Genomic DNA, 16,064 nt, shown 5'->3' on the forward strand with positions numbered 1-16,064 from the left:
TGCATTCAGAACCCTCGATCGCAAATCCTCGCTCAGCGCTCTCGCCATCATCCACCTCCATCGAGGCAGACTTTGAATCAGACCAGGGCGAAACCGTCACATCACATCCGATTTATCGATCGAGGGACCTGCTCTAGCCAATTGAAGGCCTGCCGGATCGCCGCAGCCACGACCGTAGCGACAACAATTTGCGTCTTTCAGAATAACGCCTGAAGTTGCCCTCGCCGGTACAATCGGGATTCTCAAAATTCGAAAGAAAAGTTCGGGAGCGGGAGATGGGAAAGTTCGGGAAGATCATCGCGACGATCGCGGCGGTATTGAAGACCGGCGTCCGCCTGGCTGGCGAGATGTCGCTCGATGTGATCGAGGGCGTCGCGAAGATGGTGGCGGGGATGCTGCGGCGGCGGCCAGCAGTCGAGGAAGAAGTCGTCGAGGACCGGGACCACGTCACCGAAGACCTGGCCGGACGCATCGTTGACAAGGCGAAGGCGGCGGCAGTCGAGGAAGAAGCGAAGGCGGCGCCGGCGAGGAAGGTGACATCGGGCGGCGGATCGGCGCCGGCGGCGCAGCGCACGGTCGGGGAGCTGATGCACCAGGCCTGCCGTTCGCTCGAGGAGGGAAAGGCGACCGGGCGGCCGTTCCAGGGATGGAAGAACGAGATCTCGTTGATGCTCTACCTGGGATCGCTATCGACCATCGACCGGCAGACGATCCTCGCGCACTCGCCATCGTCGATCACCCGCCATTTCCGCGAAGAAGGATTTCGGGCAACTGGCGTGCCGTCGTGGTCGGCATTCGACCCTGAAGCCGAATACGAACGCCAGCGCACAAAGGGCTGGACGACGATCGACTTTTACGAAGACATCCGCGCCCGGCTCGTGGCTGACGGCGACGAGGAAGCGGTCGATTGGGATGAGGTCTGGGACGAGGCCGAAAGGCTGGCGGGAGAGTCCCCGTTTCTTGACGCGGCTTAGCGACGAGACGAGACAAGAAGCGACACGGCCTGATGGGCTTCATCGAGCTGCCGCCGAAGCTCCGCGTTCTCCCTCGCCAGCTTCGTAGCCCGATCACTCTCGGAGCGGAGAAGATCGAGGATCTTCTGGGTCGACTGCCGGGTCGTGTGATGCACGATCCGCGTCCTGATACCGCCACCGGTCGCGCCGGCCGCGCCAGCGAGGGCGCCGAGAATGCCCATCTCGAAATTGTGGATCATGCGCATCTTCAGGCCTCCTTCGCCTACAACCGACGCTGATATCGGAGCAAGAAACCATGAATTCTTCGTTAACCCGCCGCAAGCCGCCTTCGCAGCTTCGCGCAGAAGCCGCGGCCCGGACACAGCGGTGGCGCGATTTGCATCCGGGCCGGCCTGACCCTCGGGCCGTCGACCGCATCCTCTTACAAGCCCTCCTCCTGCGCCTCGTCGACGAGCGCATCGTCCCCCGCGAGGTCGCCGCCGCCCTCGTCGCATCGGTCGTCGAGGCTTCCGTCGAAGGCCTACGAAGGACAGGCATCGATCCCGTCGAAGCGCGAAGGGCGGTCGGCCGACGACTGGGCGCCCACCGAGGCGGACTGACGGTGCGCGATGCCCTGCGCGATGCCGCATTGCGGCGCGGTGACGAGGCTTCCAGGGAGCGTACGGCGTAAGCCTCCATCCCAACCAGCTGCCACGTTACCCCGACGCACGGTGTGACGCGCAGAAGCCGCTTGACACCGATACAGCCTGTATCGCATAACACTTTCCATGATGAGCGAGGGAAATGAAGTCCCAAGGCAACATCATCGGGTTCAACCACCCAGCATGGCAGCGGCCCCGGCGGAGAACCCCTCGCCGGGGCCTTTTTTATTCGGGATCAGGAGACAGACGATGGATGCGATCACGACTCATATGCTCGGCCCACTCGACGTCAGTGGCGACATCGGACTCCTCTCGGACGGCCGCCGCGTCATCTCCGCCGAGGTCACGACGTCAGGAACCAGCGATCACCGTCCTCTCCTGACGGTCCTTGTTCGGGACTCGCGAGCTGTCAGCTGGTGGATGGCGACGATCGAGCCAAATGGCTCCGTCGTGCCGACGCTCTGGACCGACCTCGATATCCACGTCGCCGGATGGGCAAGCAGGCAGGTCACTCATGGGCAGCTTCGGCAGCGGTATGAACGGGTCTACAAGTCCGTTCTGGGTGCGATCGAAAGCGGTCACCTGGCCTACGTCAGGACGGCGCTGTTCGACCTTGCCTGCCGCGTCGAGATCGAGAGCGACCATGAATAGGGATGAAGCAACGGCGATATTCAGGTCGCTGATGACGCTGTGCGGCCTAGATTCGACCGCGGTTGGGCAGATCCTCGGCATCCATCGTGTCAACGTCCGGCACCGGATGAGCGGGTACACTGCGGTCAAACCGGAGGAGATGGACGCACTGGCGGATTTGTGGCGCCGGATAGACGCTGGCGACGACGCCCTGACCGGGGCGGCGGCTGAGCATGCCCGGGCGATCCAGTGGGTCAGGGAGCGTGTCCGGAATGGACACAAGGGAGACTGACGATGACGATATTTAGCGCGATGCTCGACCAGCTCGGCCTCGATGTCGACGAGGCGGCGGCGATCATCGGCCAGTCGCCGATCACGGTCCGGCGGAAGCGGCAGGGAGTGAGGAACGTCACCGACGCCGACGTGAAGTCCCTCCGCGATTTCTGGCATGCGATCCAGCGAGGTGACCTGTCGCGCATGCCGACCGGCGTCCGAGAAGCCGCCCTCGCCCGGCGCGTCCTCCGCGGTGTCTGCGGAATCGATGGGCCGGGCCGGCGCATCTACGAAGACGACGAGGCCGCCTGACGCCATTCGACAGCGACGATCGACACTCAGCCGCCCGGGGTGACCCGAGGCGGCTTCGTCGTGTCTGGGGCCGGCCATCCGTCGCGCCATCCGGGCGGTCCATCCGATGGCGGGAATGGCGGCCGGGGCGTTGGCGGGGATGGCGATGATGGACGGCTGGATGGTGGCCCATTACGCGCCATAAGAGGCCGTATCCGTTGGGATTTTTCCATCCGAACGATAGTGGCGGCGTTGGCGGATGGCGGCTTCGGAAATGGCGCGGATGGCGGCTTCCATCGCGGCGGCGATGGCGGCCATTCCTTTATCAGCGGCGGATGGGGGCGGGACGGTGGATGGCGTCACGGCGTATGCCGCCGGGCGTACGGTGTATGCTCGCCAGGACCGGCGCAGGCGGGGCTTCCGGGCGGGACGTGCGACGGTTGGCGGCGCGGCGTGAAAAGCGGGAGGAGCGCCTGGCGGGGCGGCTGGCGAGACGTACGACCGTGTGCTGGCGGTCACAGGAGACGGCCTGAGTGGCGAGAAGAGGATCACAACGGCGTGATCGGACTGGACAGGGCTTGACGGAAAGGGCATCTCATGCGGTGAGGATTTCGCGCGTAGACACTAACCTTGTGAAGCCGCAGGCTGAAACAGTATATATAAAAGGTTTCGCCCTTCGGGCTCACCGCGAGGACGACGCGATGCGTCGTACGTCCGGCCTCACCCACCCGATCTCGCCCGAACGCCGGATTTTTTTCGGCCTCCTGAGCGCTCGGCAGACGGCCTCGATCAGCCCGACCCTCGCCGATCCCCACCGAACGATATCAACCCGCCGTGCGTCGATCCTAGAGCGTCTCACGCCCCTCCCCGGCACTGGCCGCCACCCGCCGGCCGGCCTGATCTCGATGACCCGGCGGGCCCGTAACCCACTCTTGCGGCTTGCGATTTCGAGATCCATTCTTTCGGCATGAAAGTCGGAAGGAGGCACCCGAATGGCCGTTTCTAGAAAGAAGTTCGCGAAGCCCGCACATCTCCAGGCGCTCGGTCCGGCGAGTGAAGCGACGCCCCTCCCGCAGCCGCTGCTCGACGAGCTGGCGGCGGATTTCGATCGCCCGGTCGAGTGGACCACGGAATTCGTTGACGACCTGCGCGTCGGCGACGTCGTTCTCGTCCGGGCGATGCTCGAGCCGCCCGCGACGGACAACGTCGGCAACCCTATCAAGATGATGACCACGGTCGAGGGCGGGATCACGCTGCAGAAGCGCCTCGAAGAGGTCTATGTCGCGATGGTCGACCGGGTCTACGCCAAGGGCCCGAACGGGACCGTCACCGTCCGGATGGATTTGATCTGGTCCTCCACCCGCACGAAGCCGACGTCTGTCCCCCGCTGGGGCGCCACGTTCGGTCAGGCGAAGGTCATCGAGGAGCACCGCTTGCCGGCCGGCCAGCGCCGTCGCGAGGTCCTGCGCCTCGCCGGCTCGGGACCGGAGCCCGAGGAGCGCGTCGGCGTCAGCGCCGTCGAACACTCGTTCCAGAGCCGCTGCGCCGAATTCGCTTCCATGTTCTACGCCGACGAGAACAAGTCGCGAGACAACCTGCTTCGGGCACACAGCTACTATGGCACCGACGGCGAGCAGTATTTCCCCGGCTCGTTCTGCCCGACGAACGAACAGATCGACGCTTGGAGAGATGGCACCGAGGAAGCACCGCAGTGGGCGTTCGACGTCCTCGCCGAGACGTTCGGCTACGCGCCGGCGATCGACCGTGCGTTCGGTTCGTCGCCCGACGACGACGTCCCCGATTAGGAGATCCAGATCACCGACGACGGTGCCGCGTTCGCGCCTCCTGACGCCGACGCTGTGTCCGCTGGCGACACACATGCGACGAGGCACTGACATGGCCCGCAGGAAAGATCTCGAGCCGACGCTTCCAGGTTTGGACGATGCCGCGAGCCATGCTACAATATGTATATCACGTCGTTCTCGGCGCGATATCGATACATCGCCTCCACGCCGGCCGGACACCCGCGCCGGCGTTTCTTTTAAGACCTCAGCTATGCGTGACCTCTACGCCCTGAGCGATCGGGATCTCGCGATCGCGAGCTTCATGACGCGCCTCGGAATCGAAGGCATGTACGAAGAGCTGCAGGAAGATGCCGAGCGGCGGGCCCGGAAGAAGGCCGAGAAGCTCGCAGAGGAACAAGCCCGCGCCGACGCCGAGGCAGCAGCGGAGACCGCTCGCCGGGCCGCTTGGGAAGCGAAGCCCATCCTGCGGGTTCGGCAGCAAGACCGGGGCGTCGACACATTCCTCGCGGTCCTCCTCGACGACGTTCGGATCGAAGTCATCGACTGACGGCGACAGTGCTTCCTGTCCCTGCCCGTGGTACGCCCCCACCCGTTATCGCACGGGGGATCGTCATATGCCGAGGGTGACAGCGCTGGAAAACCCGCCGGCCTAAGCCGCCAGCGGGATTCCCTCGGCATTGTTCTCGACGTTGTCGTTGTCGCTTGGCGGCGAGACCGTCCTCGCAAACATCCGGATGACGGTCCACATGTCTCCAGTGGCAACGATCTCGCCGTCGACGATCCGGACGACCGTGCGCCCGTGATCGTCCGGCTTCTCCCACCCGGACGCGCGAGCGGCTGCCTCCGCTAGCTGTATCTCCTCCGCCTCGACATCCCGGATCGCGTACAGATCCCGATCAGCATCCCACGTGCTCGGCCGGCCGATTTCAACAGCCGCTGGGATGTGGATGACCTCGAATTCGCCTTCGTCGGCGAGGCGCTGGAGCGCCGGCGCGTTATATGCCGGCGCCCAAGCAAGCTTTCCGGTCCCCGCCTGGCGGAGGCGGATCATCACCTCCTTGGCACGGTCATTGGCGCCGAGATGCTCGACGAGCTTCTGCCCGACAGCTATGTCCTCCTCGACGACATGCCCGCCGCCCAGGTAGTGACCGTCGCGGCGCGCTTCTTCGAACAGCCGGCCGAAATTCGCTCGGATATCGTCGAACGGGAAGATGTCGTCTACGACGATCGACTCCGGAAGATAATCTCCGATCGCGTAGAGCGTCGGGATCTCGTCACGCAGGATCGGGCGGACGCGAGCGATTGTCTGAAGCGATTCCTCGCGCCGGACCTGCTCGTACACCGCCGCCGCCATCTCGCCGCGAGGCAGCCGGTGACGCACGCAGATCTCGCGGCCGTCGCGCATCTGTATCGTGCGATCGGCGAGGATCCAGTCTTCCGGTTCGTCGTCTTTGTCCCGCATCGATCCGATCGCGTCGACCATCGCCTCCTGGATCGTCTCGTCGTCATATGTCAGCGCCGCTACCTTGGCATCGACGGCGGCCGCCGACGGCTGGATGCAGCCGATGGTGATGACGGCGTCGTAGCGGCTGGCCCAATTCAGGCCCCGGGTAGCCCCGAAATGCATGAACCCGACATTGGCGGGTGGAGCCCAGCCCTTCTGGAGAATCTTCCGGACCTTCGATGGAAGGCAGGCGAGAACGCCACCGACATGGAAAGCGGCGATGGTGGAGATGGCCTCCTGCAGGCGGACGATGTCTTCGGATTTTCGCACAGCGACCTCCTCCTCGTCGTCGTCCTTCGGCAGAAGCGACGACATCGAGAAAGACTGGCCGGGCATCCAGACCGTCCGCAGGCGCATCGGCGCCGCGGCTTCGTGGACGACGATCGTCCTGCCGAGCGTCTTTTCCAACAGCTTTGGGTCCGCCGAGGCGTCGAGGAGAAGAAGGTGCGCGTTCTCGAAATTGTGCTCCATGCGAAACGCGATCCGGACCTTTCCGTCGCGGTAGCAGTGGATGCGCTTGTCCGTCTTCCCGTGAACGAGCTTTTGGAATGCGATATTAGAGCCCGTCTCTCGGCAGAGATCCTGATGCGTCGTTTCGCCGATCAGCAGTTCGACGCGCTGACGCAGCGTCCGCCAGAAGATGAGTTCCTCCTTCGCCTTCGTCCGCGCCGGCCGCTTGCAGAGTTCCTGGACCTTCTCAAGCTCCATCTCCGGCCGGATCGCGAGATTATCTTCCGTCCGGCCGAGAAGCGCGATCGTGTCGTCGAGAAGTTCCGTCAGCGGCCGCGAACCTTGCTTCGCACCACGGATGAACAGGCGGGCGGGGTCTCCGCCGGCGCGCAGGACGGGCTCGACCTTCATCCACAGAGCGTCCCGGGCGTCGGTGAAGTCCTGAAGCGTCAGGCCGGCTTCCCGCTCGGCCTTGGTCATTCGAGCCAGACCTCGGGGCCGGGTAACCACGTCCTTGAGGTCGAACGTAACGGCTCCGGTAATCTGGTCGCCAATCGACTCGTCGATGACGACGATCTTGCACGCCTTCAGCTCTTCCGGGGCGTGGCATGTAACGTAAGCGTGGACGGCGATGACGATGTCCGCGGTCTTCGCCTTCTCGCGCTCGACGTACGGACGGCACTTCCCGTGGAAGGGACAGACGTACTCGCGGACTTCCTTGTCCTTACCGTTCCCGGTGACGACGCGGGTGCGGCACATGTCGCGACCTGAGAAGCCAGCCTCGGCGAGGACGCGCTTCTGTCGCGGCCAGCGGCAACCAAGAACGTCGGGCTCGCGGCCGGCGGCGCGGTCCTTCTCGTCCTGCTCGCCGGAACGCGCCTCACCCTCGATCAACGCGACCTTCAGTCCCTTCGCTTCCGCAAGCGCCTTCACCTCTGACGCATTTTCGTAGCTTGGCGTCAGGAAGCCCACCGGAGAAGGAGACCCGCCGGCCAGGGCGATCCCGTCGACGAGGACGTCGGGGCGGATGCGGAGGCGATCGAGAGTCTCGATGCCCATGTGGGTCTTGCCGGACCCCGCGGGATAACGGGCGAGCCAGGTCATCAACTCGACTACGGCATTCTCGTCGGCTTCCTGCTCTGCGATTCGCTCGCGGGCCGTCGTGAAGAACTCGGTGAAGAGCGACGACAAGGACGTCTGCATCCGATCCCGGACTTCTTCCGCGCTCGCCGCGATCGCCAGCGCCGAAGCCCGAGCCGCCGCGTCGGCCGGCCGGCGAATGCCCAACTTGGAAGCCGGGATCGCCGAGCGGGCGGACGGCAGCCAGCCGATCGGCGTCGCCTCGAGACCGGCGGAAGCCTGGACCTTCGTCTTCCCGCTCGCGCCGATCCGCTTAGTGCCGGCGGCGACGGGCTTGAGCCGGCCCTCGAGCAGCATCCGGTGCGCCCGGGAGACCTTTTCCCGGACCTCGCGCTCGAGCTTTGCCGGCCAGCTGCCATCGAGGAGCATCGTCCGCTGGATCTCGGCGAGCGCCAGCGCCCCGACCTGCTCGACCGGCAGCGCGGGGTTGATCTTCACGGCATAACTGCAGACGCGCCAGACATATTGCTCGCGCCCGTCGACGACGAGGCCGTCCTTCGTCACCCAATTCGCGTCGGCCTGATCGACGCGCATGCGCGGGTGCCGCACCGTTCCATCGTCGACGATCTCCGCGGCGTCGAAAGTCCACGTGCCGTCCGCCGCCTGATTCCGATGGAAAGCCCGCAGCTCCTGCACCGCGGCCATGAAATCCTCGATCTGCGCCGGCGTGACAACGGGCACCGCCTCCGGACCGACGACGGCGGGCTGCGACGAAGACGACCACGTAAATCTTTGGGTGGTTTCGTGATGCCGCCCGTAGATCGTGATCGTCTTGCGGTACGACAGGATCTCGAGTCCGTGCTCGGACGCCGACTCTCCATCTTCCTCGGTGAAGAAGTGAGAGGAATTCGGCGGCAGGTCCTCCGCCTGCGCGACACGGTAGAACAGAGCCCGCTTCGGCGCGCTGCCGACGCGCTTGAACGGCGTGAAGCCGAGCACCTGGAATGCGACATCTTCCACGGCCGCCGCGAGATCCCAATCCTTCACGTCGATGTCGAGGGCGAAGACGTTCCCGGAGACAGGCCCCAGGATCAGCGCGACGTTCTCGTTGAAGAGCGGTTTCGCCCAACGCTCGACGAGTGCCGTCGGCGGCCGCTCGTCCTGATACTGCCCCCATTTGATCGCCTCGCGACGATAGACGCCGGGCATTCGCTTTTCCGTGCGCTGCTGCGGAAAAGTGCACCAGCCGTTGCCATGGCACATCGGCCCGAGGGAGCCGAAGATCACCTCGGATGCCGTCGTCGATTCCGTGCCGACGTAGTGACCGACTTCCTCCTCGGAGGCCGCGTCAGCATCAGTGATGTCGGGGAAATTCTCTAGTTTCACGCCTGAACTCTCGGATCTCGATATCGATGCGAGACAACCGATCGTTGAGCGCCAGCTGTTCTCCGACTCGGATGATCCGACTCGACGCCGCTTCCGTCAAATCCTTTTTATCGACGAGTGCAAGATTCCCCAGGTGCCAACATCAACAACGGGCGCGGCGGCAACAGTGGGGCGCCTCGGGAAGCTAACAAAAAGTTTTGTTAGATCAGCGAAAGGAACGATAACGCGTTATCGTTCGCTTCCTCGACCCGCCCCGGTTCCTTCGAATTTCGGATGATTCCAAGATCTTTTTTGAGAAGACCTTGCGGGGGTGTTGGGACTTTCCGCTCGACTTGAGACGATGTGATTCGAAGTGAGGGATCGGGGGATCCCGTTCGAGTTGCGTAGAGTGGGGTGTCGGGGGAATGGACTACGTGTCCGATGTCGGCGTGTGCGTGGGGAAGCGCGTCGAGCCGGCGATCTTTCAGGATCTCAGGGACGATCTCGTAGTCGAAGTCGACCTGCATATGCGTCGGCGCGGCCTGACCCTGCGCGACCTGCGCCGGTTCGGCTACTCGCACGGCGCATCCTCAACATCTCCGCATGGCTGAGAGGCGCCCCCAATGGCGACACTTTTGGCCACACCGCTGCGCTGATGCTCGCCGAGAAGCTGGGAATTCCGGTGCGCGTCGTCGTCTGCCGCGACCATCAGATCGACGTCGTGGGTGTCGAACGCGAGTCCGGCCGCGGTTCCGGGACCCGTCTCCTCGCCGCTCTATATATAAGGACGCGAATGAGGCGGCCCACGACGCTGGCTGCGCGACGCCCGGCATCCGGATCGGCGACTGTCGCAAGGGCATCCATGGCATGCTGGGTAGAGATCGGAAAGCGGCCGAGCGGAGGGTCCTTTGACGTGAGGCCTTCTCGAGCCAAACATCGCGGTGTCGCTTGCGTCTGTGCTACGGGATACGAACGGTTGAGACCGCCGACGCTTTCTCAAAGACGAGCCCGGCTCTGGATCGGCGCCGTGGTTCGACGTCGATCGGCACGGGGTCACGCCGGAAAATCTCTGAAATCGCATCGGATTGGATTATCAACCGGGATCATACGTCCGAAGGACGACAGCCGACTTCCCGCCGAACAAGGCGCACTACGCGATCCTGCGTGCTTGAAGAGCCAGCGATTCCTGTGGAATAATCAGGTTCGTAGCCTGAGCAGCCTGCATCGGACGGCCGAGAAGATATCCCTGCGCGGCATCGACGCCGAGGGCCACCAGCTTGGCAAGCTGTTCATCGCGCTCGACGCCTTCGGCCAGCGTCGGGATCGACAGCTCCCGCGCCATCACCGTAACCGCCCGCAGCACCGCCTGGGCCCCTGCATCGTCCGGCGACGCGTCGACGAAGCTGCGGTCGATCTTGATCCGGTCGAGCTGGAAGTCCCTGAGATGGGCGAGCGAGGAATAGCCGGTGCCGAAATCGTCCATGGCGATCCGGATTCCAAGGGCCCTGAGGCCGGCGAGCGTCGCGGCGATGGCACGGCCGTCCTCGACCATGGCCGTCTCCGTCAGCTCGATCTCGAGCCGGTCCGGCGTCAGCCCGTGCCTGTCGAGGCTCTGCGTCACCAGGCGCAACAGGTCGGCCGAGCGCATCTGCACCGGCGAGACGTTCACGGCGACATGAATGTGCGCCGGCCAGAGCGCCGCCTGCCGGCATGCTTCGTCGAGGGCCCAGGCACCAACCTCGACGATCATGCCGTTTGCCTCGGCGAGCGGGATGAACTCGGCCGGCGACACCAGACCACGGGTCGGATGGTGCCAGCGGATCAGCGCCTCGAAGCCCGTCAGCGTGCGGTCCGGAAGTTTGTAGAGCGGCTGGTAGACGAGCTCGAACTCGCCTCCCGCGACCGCCCGCGCCAGCTCCTGCTCGGTGGTGCGGCGGCGCGCCGCCTCCTCCATCATGCCCTCGGTATACACGGCGAAGCAGAACCGCCCCTCCTCCTTTGCCTTGTAGAGCGCGAGGTCCGCCTTCTGCACTGCGAGGTCGGCGCCGTCCCTGGGTTCGGAGGTGGCAAGGCCGACGCTGCAGCCGATGGCCAACGCATGCTGGTCGACCTGGAAGGGCGCCCGAAAGGCGCTGATCACAGCCGACGCCAGCGCCTCGCCCTCGTCGGCGACCTCGGGAACGATGGCGATCTCGTCGCCACCAATGCGGAAGATCGCGTCACCGGGGCCGCACAGGGTGCGCAGGCGGTCCGCGGCCGCCACCAGCAACTGATCGCCGACCCGGTGACCGAGCGTGTCGTTCACTGCCTTGAAGTGGTCGAGGTCCAGCATCAGCACGGTAACGGCGTCGCCGCTTTTCAGCCGCGCTTCAATCGTCTCATTGAAGTTCCGCCGGTTCGGCAGGCCAGTCAGGGCATCGTGGAAAGCCATGTGCGCCATCTCGGCGCGGACCATCCGCTCGCCCGTAACGTCGTCATAGGTGAGGATTGCTCCGCCATCGGCCAGCGGCCGGCAGGAGATCGAGAGGATTCGGCCGTCGTCGAAGGCGTGCTCGAGCCGCGTTGTCGTCTCCTGCGCCATCCAGCGGTCGTGGTTGCGGATCGTTCGTGCTGTTCGCGCCGCGCTCCAGCCGTTCGCAGTCCCGACATTCGACAGGAATTCGTCGAGGCCCATGCCGGTGCGGACCGCGTCTTCGCGAAGAAACAGCATCGCCCGCGCCTGATCGTTGTAGAGGTCGATAGTGCGCCGCGCCGAGACCTTCACGAGGCCGTTTGACATGTTCGCAAGTGCCGTGGAGAGCATCGCCAGGTGCTCGGCCCTCATCTGCGTCTCGCGACGGGTCCGCTCATCGAGTTGGGCCCCGCCGACGGCAATGGCCGTGGCGGTGACGAACAGCATCAGCGCCGCCAGCGTCACGAACATGGAAAGAGTGACCGGATCGATCGACCAGACGCCTGCCGAGACGACGGGGGTGAGCGTCAGCCCGGCCATCGCCGTGAAGTGCAGCGTGCAGACGCCGGCGACGATCAGCCCAGCCATGGCGAAGCCGCGGCGTCCGCGCGGGCCGACGAGGGCGGCGGTAGCGAGGAACGCCATACCGGCGGCAAAGGCCGCGGCGGTCAGCGGCACGCTGTAGCTGGTGAGGCAGCCCTGGAGCGCCGCCATTCCGGTGAAGTGCATCGCGCCGACGCCGGCGCCGGCGAGAGCGCCGAGGCCACTCCTCTGCCAGCGGCGTGTGAAGATCACCGTCAGCGACAGCGGCAGCCCGACGCCTGCGATGCCGATCGCCAGCGAGGCGACGGTGATGGTCACATCGTAGCCGAGGGTCGTGTCCGGCCGGAAGCCGAGCATGGCGACGAAATGAGTGGTCCACACCCCGACACCCGAGACAACCGCGATCGTCGTCATCCAGAAGTAGCGCCGCGACGACCGCACGGCCCGCGCCTGACGCATCAGGTAGACCAGGATGGCCGCCATCGTCACGCAGGCGAAAAGGGCGGTCAGGACCAGAGGGACGGAGTGTTGGGCGATGAGTGCAAGCATCGATGATCCGCGGGAGCAGAAATGGCTTGCCTCGCGGCAAGGATACACAGGCACCTTTGCGTCAGAAATCTTAAGGAGAGGATATCGTCCTCACGTGGTGTCGTGACGCACCTGATAGTCACCTATCACTCGCAAAAGCGTCGTCACGTCGCGCCCCCGGCAAAACATGGACGAGCTGCGCCCCGTCGCAGGCGGCGGCGTTCTTGACGGTGAAGCCGCGGATGAAGCCGTGCTGCCGGTCGATGGCCGCGCGGTTCTTGTAGCCGGAGGCCGGCACCGCGATGTCGACCTGCTGTGGCTTGCCGTCAGTAACCGGCTTGGCTTTCGAGAACTTCACCGTCCACTGGGCGTCGCGGTCCTTCTGCCTCAGCTTGGCAGGCTTGCCCTCTTCTTCCGGAACCTCGCCGGGCTTAATCGCCGCCTTTTCGTCCTCCGTGTTGCGCTGCTTCCCTCTATCCGGGTGGGATAGAAGCTGGTCGCCTCGGCTACGCCGAACCGGGCGGCATCATCGAGCGAGGAGCCGACGAAGCCTTTGGCATGCGGAGCAGGCAGCCCTCGAGATTCGTGTCCGGGGTAGATCCTACGCTTTATACGTGAAACCGGCTTGGTCTCGCTGGGCCCCCTCCAGCAGACCACATGTAGTCCGGCCCGACGCACCGGCCGCCGGCATATTCGTGTGCCAAGCTTAACAATGGTGCCTGATAGGCCAGATCATCATCATCATCATCATCGGGCATGGGGCGCGACAGCGCCGTCGGGGCTTCGCACACGCGGCGGAGGGCGGAGCGACGCCAGCAGCGTCAATCGCTGGATCCAGAGTCGAAGTCGTTGGAGCTGTCGAACCGGTCGGGGTCCCAGTCGCTCCAACTGTCGGTCGCGTCGTCCTTACGCTCACCTGGGACAGCCGGCGTCGTCAGGACCAGCGTCCCGGCGATCATGTCGTGCCAGCCGCGCTTGTCGCGCCGGAAGGCGATCCACAGGAAGCCAAGACAGAAGACGAGTCCGGAGGCGAGATAGCCGAGATAGCGCAGCACCGCCGTGCCGAGGCCGATCGGCCGGTGCCCGTCGGCGGTGACCACCGTCATGCCGAGGGCCATCTTGCCGGGCGTAGCTCCCTTCCAGACCCAGAAGCCGATGACATAGACGATTCCGACGACGATCGTGGCCAAGCCGGCCGCGCCCTCGGCCCCGGGTGCCGCCAGCGCCACGAGCGCGTAGTTGACGAAGCCGAGGATCAGCCCGTCGAGGAGCGCGGCGACGAGCCGGACCGGGAAGCCCGCAGGCACCAGCGCCTGCGGCTCGGCGGCGGCGGGCAACGGGGTGACGCCCTGCGGCGCGGTGTCGATCGTGGACATGGGCGGAGTACTCCCTGCGCGGCTGGATTGCCGCAGGGTTATCCATGGCCAAACCTGACGCTTCGTCAAGCGCTTGCGCGCCCGGCTGCAGGGCGTCCGCAGCGACGGTCGATGATTGGTGGCGGCGGCGCAACAGAGGAGTGATGCGGATCGGCAAGGGGTCTCGGTGTAGCGCGACGATCTGGGTGAGAAGCCTCTGAAAATGCAGTGTGTCCTCTTAAGCTGTGGATCGGCGTTGGGTTCCGAAGCCGATCGGCGCTGTAATCCATTGATCGCGTTGAAGCGAATGGGGTCACGACGTCGAGCCGAATGACAGCCTTGACCTTCCTGCTGCTGGAACCATCAGTTACCGCTTCGGTTAACTTGTCGGAGGTTTCAATGATTCCACTTTGGCTACATATACTTGCATGGGCGATGCTGGCGGTCGGCGTTATTTCGTTGAGCATAATTGCCATAGACGTGACCAAGCATCCCCAGCATATGTCGATTATGAACGTGGTGTGGCCGGTTACCGGGCTGTATGCTGGGCCTCTGGCGCTTTGGGCCTATTGGACTTACGGGCGCCTTGCCCGCCATGAAGTCGCGCACGCCGCTATGGAGCACGACGAGGAGATGCCGCACAAAAAGCTGACGCCGTTCCCGGCCAAGGTCGGTAAGGGTGCCACCCACTGCGGCGCCGGTTGCACGCTCGGCGACATCATTGCCGAATGGCTTGTCTTCATCGTTCCTGCTGTCGCCGTCTGGTTCGGGTATAAAAGCATTTTTCCCGACAAGATCTTCGCAACCTGGATCGTCGATTACATCTTTGCGTTCATCATTGGCGTTGGGTTTCAGTACGCAACCATTGTCCCGATGCGGGGGCTGTCGCCCGGCAAGGGCATTATTGAGGCCGTGAAGGCGGACGCCCTGTCCCTAACCTCCTGGCAGATCGGCATGTACGGCTTCATGGCGATCATGCATTTCTGGGTTTTCGGAGCGATCCTTAATGTGAAGCTTGAGGTAACCATGATCGAGTTCTGGGCCTCAATGCAGCTGGCAATGATCTGCGGCTTCCTGACGGCCTATCCTGTGAACTGGTGGCTGATCAAGAAAGGCATCAAGGAAAAGATGTAAGGCGCGTGCCAGGCCGGGCCGGAGAAGCTCCACCCCGGCCTGGCGTTTAGGCAGCGTAAACCACTTCCGTCATCATGCCGGTCGCCATGTGGTAGAGGTTGTGGCAGTGGAACAGCCACCGTCCTGGATTGATCGCATCGAAGGCGACGGAGACTGTCCCCCTTGCAGGCACCATGACGGTGTCACGCAGGGCGCCCTGCAGCGACCGGCCTTCCAGTTCCACGACCTGGAAATGATGCCCGTGCAGATGCATGGGATGCGCCATCGCGGTCCGATTAACGAGCTTCAGCAGGGCGCGGTCGCCCTTCGACACCTGCAGCGGCTGGTGGTTCGCCCATGTTCTACCAGCGAGGGCCCAGGCGTAGGGCATCATCGACCCGTCGAGGCTGACCTCATGCACCACGTCCGGCAGCCTTTCCGGCAGCGGCTGCAACGCCCGCAGGCGATGCTCCAGCGAGAGATCGACGGGACCGGCCGCATCGTCGGCTTCGTCGGCGATGCGGCGAACCGCGGCGTTTGGGGTCGCCAGGATGATCCCGGTCCTCGAACGGCCCCCCTCGCGCTGGGCGATCACCGGCACAACGCCCTGCTTCGGCATCTGGACGAGGATGTCCAGACGCTGCGCCTGGGCCAGAGGAAAGCGGTTGCCACGGACTGGAACGACGGGATTGCCGTCCGTCGCGACGACGTCACCCTCCGCGTCGCCGAGGTCGATCCAGAACGCCGTCGACGTTGCACCGTTGATCAGGCGGAGCCGTACCCGCCCGCTACTCTCCGTCCGCACGACAAGCGGATCCCGGAAGGTCCGCTCGTTCGCAAGGAAGGCGTCGTACTCGACGTCGTTGAGGTCCATCGTGCCGGCGCCCTGCATCATCGACATCGCCGACGAGGCGCCCTTTCCCGGTGACGCATGCTGCATCTGCATGCCGGGCATCGCTCCGTCCATGTCTCCCATGCCGGATGTCGCGGCCGAAGCAAAACTCCCCAGAAGTGCCGCTTGAATCTTCCCCAGTTTAGCGCTGCCGCCGGTCTTCCGGGG

General features: G+C 64.6%; 15 protein-coding genes and 1 pseudogene. 10 read left to right on the forward strand and 6 right to left on the reverse strand.

Annotated features, from left to right (window positions below):
* Positions 1-275 precede the first annotated feature (275 nt).
* From AB5S17_RS22730 to AB5S17_RS22755, 6 genes are all read left to right on the forward strand, one after another.
* Complete coding sequence (locus AB5S17_RS22730) at positions 276-974, forward strand: hypothetical protein (protein WP_369243471.1); 699 nt, start codon at positions 276-278, stop codon at positions 972-974.
* A 32-nt stretch (positions 975-1,006) separates the two neighbouring features.
* The gene (locus tag AB5S17_RS22735) at positions 1,007-1,252 is read left to right on the forward strand and encodes a hypothetical protein (RefSeq protein ID WP_369243472.1); all 246 of its coding nucleotides are present in this window, start codon (positions 1,007-1,009) and stop codon (positions 1,250-1,252) included.
* Positions 1,253-1,269: 17 nt separating this feature from the next.
* A complete protein-coding gene (locus AB5S17_RS22740) occupies positions 1,270-1,644 on the forward strand; it encodes a hypothetical protein (protein WP_369243473.1) in 375 nt (124 codons plus the stop codon).
* A gap of 220 nt (positions 1,645-1,864) precedes the next feature.
* The gene (locus AB5S17_RS22745) at positions 1,865-2,266 is read left to right on the forward strand and encodes a hypothetical protein (protein WP_369243474.1); all 402 of its coding nucleotides are present in this window, start codon (positions 1,865-1,867) and stop codon (positions 2,264-2,266) included.
* The gene (locus tag AB5S17_RS22750) at positions 2,259-2,537 is read left to right on the forward strand and encodes a hypothetical protein (protein ID WP_369243475.1); all 279 of its coding nucleotides are present in this window, start codon (positions 2,259-2,261) and stop codon (positions 2,535-2,537) included. The genes AB5S17_RS22745 and AB5S17_RS22750 overlap by 8 nt, the downstream gene beginning before the upstream one ends.
* Positions 2,538-2,539: 2 nt before the next feature.
* On the forward strand, positions 2,540-2,830 hold the full coding sequence (locus tag AB5S17_RS22755) for a hypothetical protein (protein ID WP_369243476.1): 291 nt from the start codon (positions 2,540-2,542) through the stop codon (positions 2,828-2,830).
* Positions 2,831-3,001: 171 nt separating this feature from the next.
* On the opposite strand, the gene AB5S17_RS22760 is transcribed toward AB5S17_RS22755, so the two are convergent.
* Positions 3,002-3,127, reverse strand: coding sequence for a hypothetical protein (locus AB5S17_RS22760; protein ID WP_369243477.1), 126 nt, complete (start codon positions 3,125-3,127; stop codon positions 3,002-3,004).
* 674 nt (positions 3,128-3,801) lie between these two features.
* Here AB5S17_RS22760 and AB5S17_RS22765 point away from each other — a divergent pair.
* Both AB5S17_RS22765 and AB5S17_RS22770 read left to right on the forward strand, forming a co-directional pair.
* Positions 3,802-4,614, forward strand: a complete 813-nt coding sequence (locus AB5S17_RS22765; RefSeq protein WP_369243478.1) for a hypothetical protein — start codon at positions 3,802-3,804, stop codon at positions 4,612-4,614.
* A gap of 250 nt (positions 4,615-4,864) precedes the next feature.
* Positions 4,865-5,161: a hypothetical protein gene (locus AB5S17_RS22770; RefSeq protein WP_369243479.1), complete on the forward strand. Its 297-nt coding sequence runs from the start codon at positions 4,865-4,867 to the stop codon at positions 5,159-5,161.
* A gap of 102 nt (positions 5,162-5,263) precedes the next feature.
* Here the strand turns inward: AB5S17_RS22770 and AB5S17_RS22775 are convergent, their stop codons facing one another.
* Positions 5,264-9,034, reverse strand: a complete 3,771-nt coding sequence (locus AB5S17_RS22775; protein ID WP_369243480.1) for a bifunctional DNA primase/polymerase — start codon at positions 9,032-9,034, stop codon at positions 5,264-5,266.
* A 404-nt stretch (positions 9,035-9,438) separates the two neighbouring features.
* Here AB5S17_RS22775 and AB5S17_RS22780 point away from each other — a divergent pair, with 404 nt between their 5' ends.
* Complete coding sequence (locus AB5S17_RS22780) at positions 9,439-9,624, forward strand: hypothetical protein (protein WP_369243481.1); 186 nt, start codon at positions 9,439-9,441, stop codon at positions 9,622-9,624.
* Positions 9,625-10,163: 539 nt separating this feature from the next.
* On the opposite strand, the gene AB5S17_RS22785 is transcribed toward AB5S17_RS22780, so the two are convergent.
* From AB5S17_RS22785 to AB5S17_RS22795, 3 genes and pseudogenes are all read right to left on the reverse strand, one after another.
* A complete protein-coding gene (locus AB5S17_RS22785; RefSeq protein ID WP_369243482.1) occupies positions 10,164-12,557 on the reverse strand; it encodes an EAL domain-containing protein in 2,394 nt (797 codons plus the stop codon).
* A gap of 160 nt (positions 12,558-12,717) precedes the next feature.
* Positions 12,718-13,005, reverse strand: a pseudogene (locus AB5S17_RS22790) (IS5/IS1182 family transposase); the annotation flags it as partial.
* A gap of 352 nt (positions 13,006-13,357) precedes the next feature.
* Entirely contained in the window at positions 13,358-13,912 is a 555-nt protein-coding gene (locus tag AB5S17_RS22795; RefSeq protein WP_369243483.1) for an RDD family protein, read from the reverse strand.
* A gap of 378 nt (positions 13,913-14,290) precedes the next feature.
* Between AB5S17_RS22795 and AB5S17_RS22800 the strand changes: the two genes are divergently transcribed.
* Positions 14,291-15,025, forward strand: a complete 735-nt coding sequence (locus AB5S17_RS22800; RefSeq protein ID WP_369243485.1) for a DUF4396 domain-containing protein — start codon at positions 14,291-14,293, stop codon at positions 15,023-15,025.
* Between the two features lie 46 nt (positions 15,026-15,071).
* Here AB5S17_RS22800 and AB5S17_RS22805 read toward each other — a convergent pair whose 3' ends face one another.
* Positions 15,072-15,980 (reverse strand): multicopper oxidase family protein, encoded by a 909-nt coding sequence (locus AB5S17_RS22805; protein WP_369243484.1) that lies wholly within the window; start codon positions 15,978-15,980, stop codon positions 15,072-15,074.
* Positions 15,981-16,064 lie beyond the last annotated feature (84 nt).

Source organism: Jiella sp. M17.18 (assembly GCF_041027365.1).
GTDB lineage: Bacteria > Pseudomonadota > Alphaproteobacteria > Rhizobiales > Rhizobiaceae > VKMB-3413.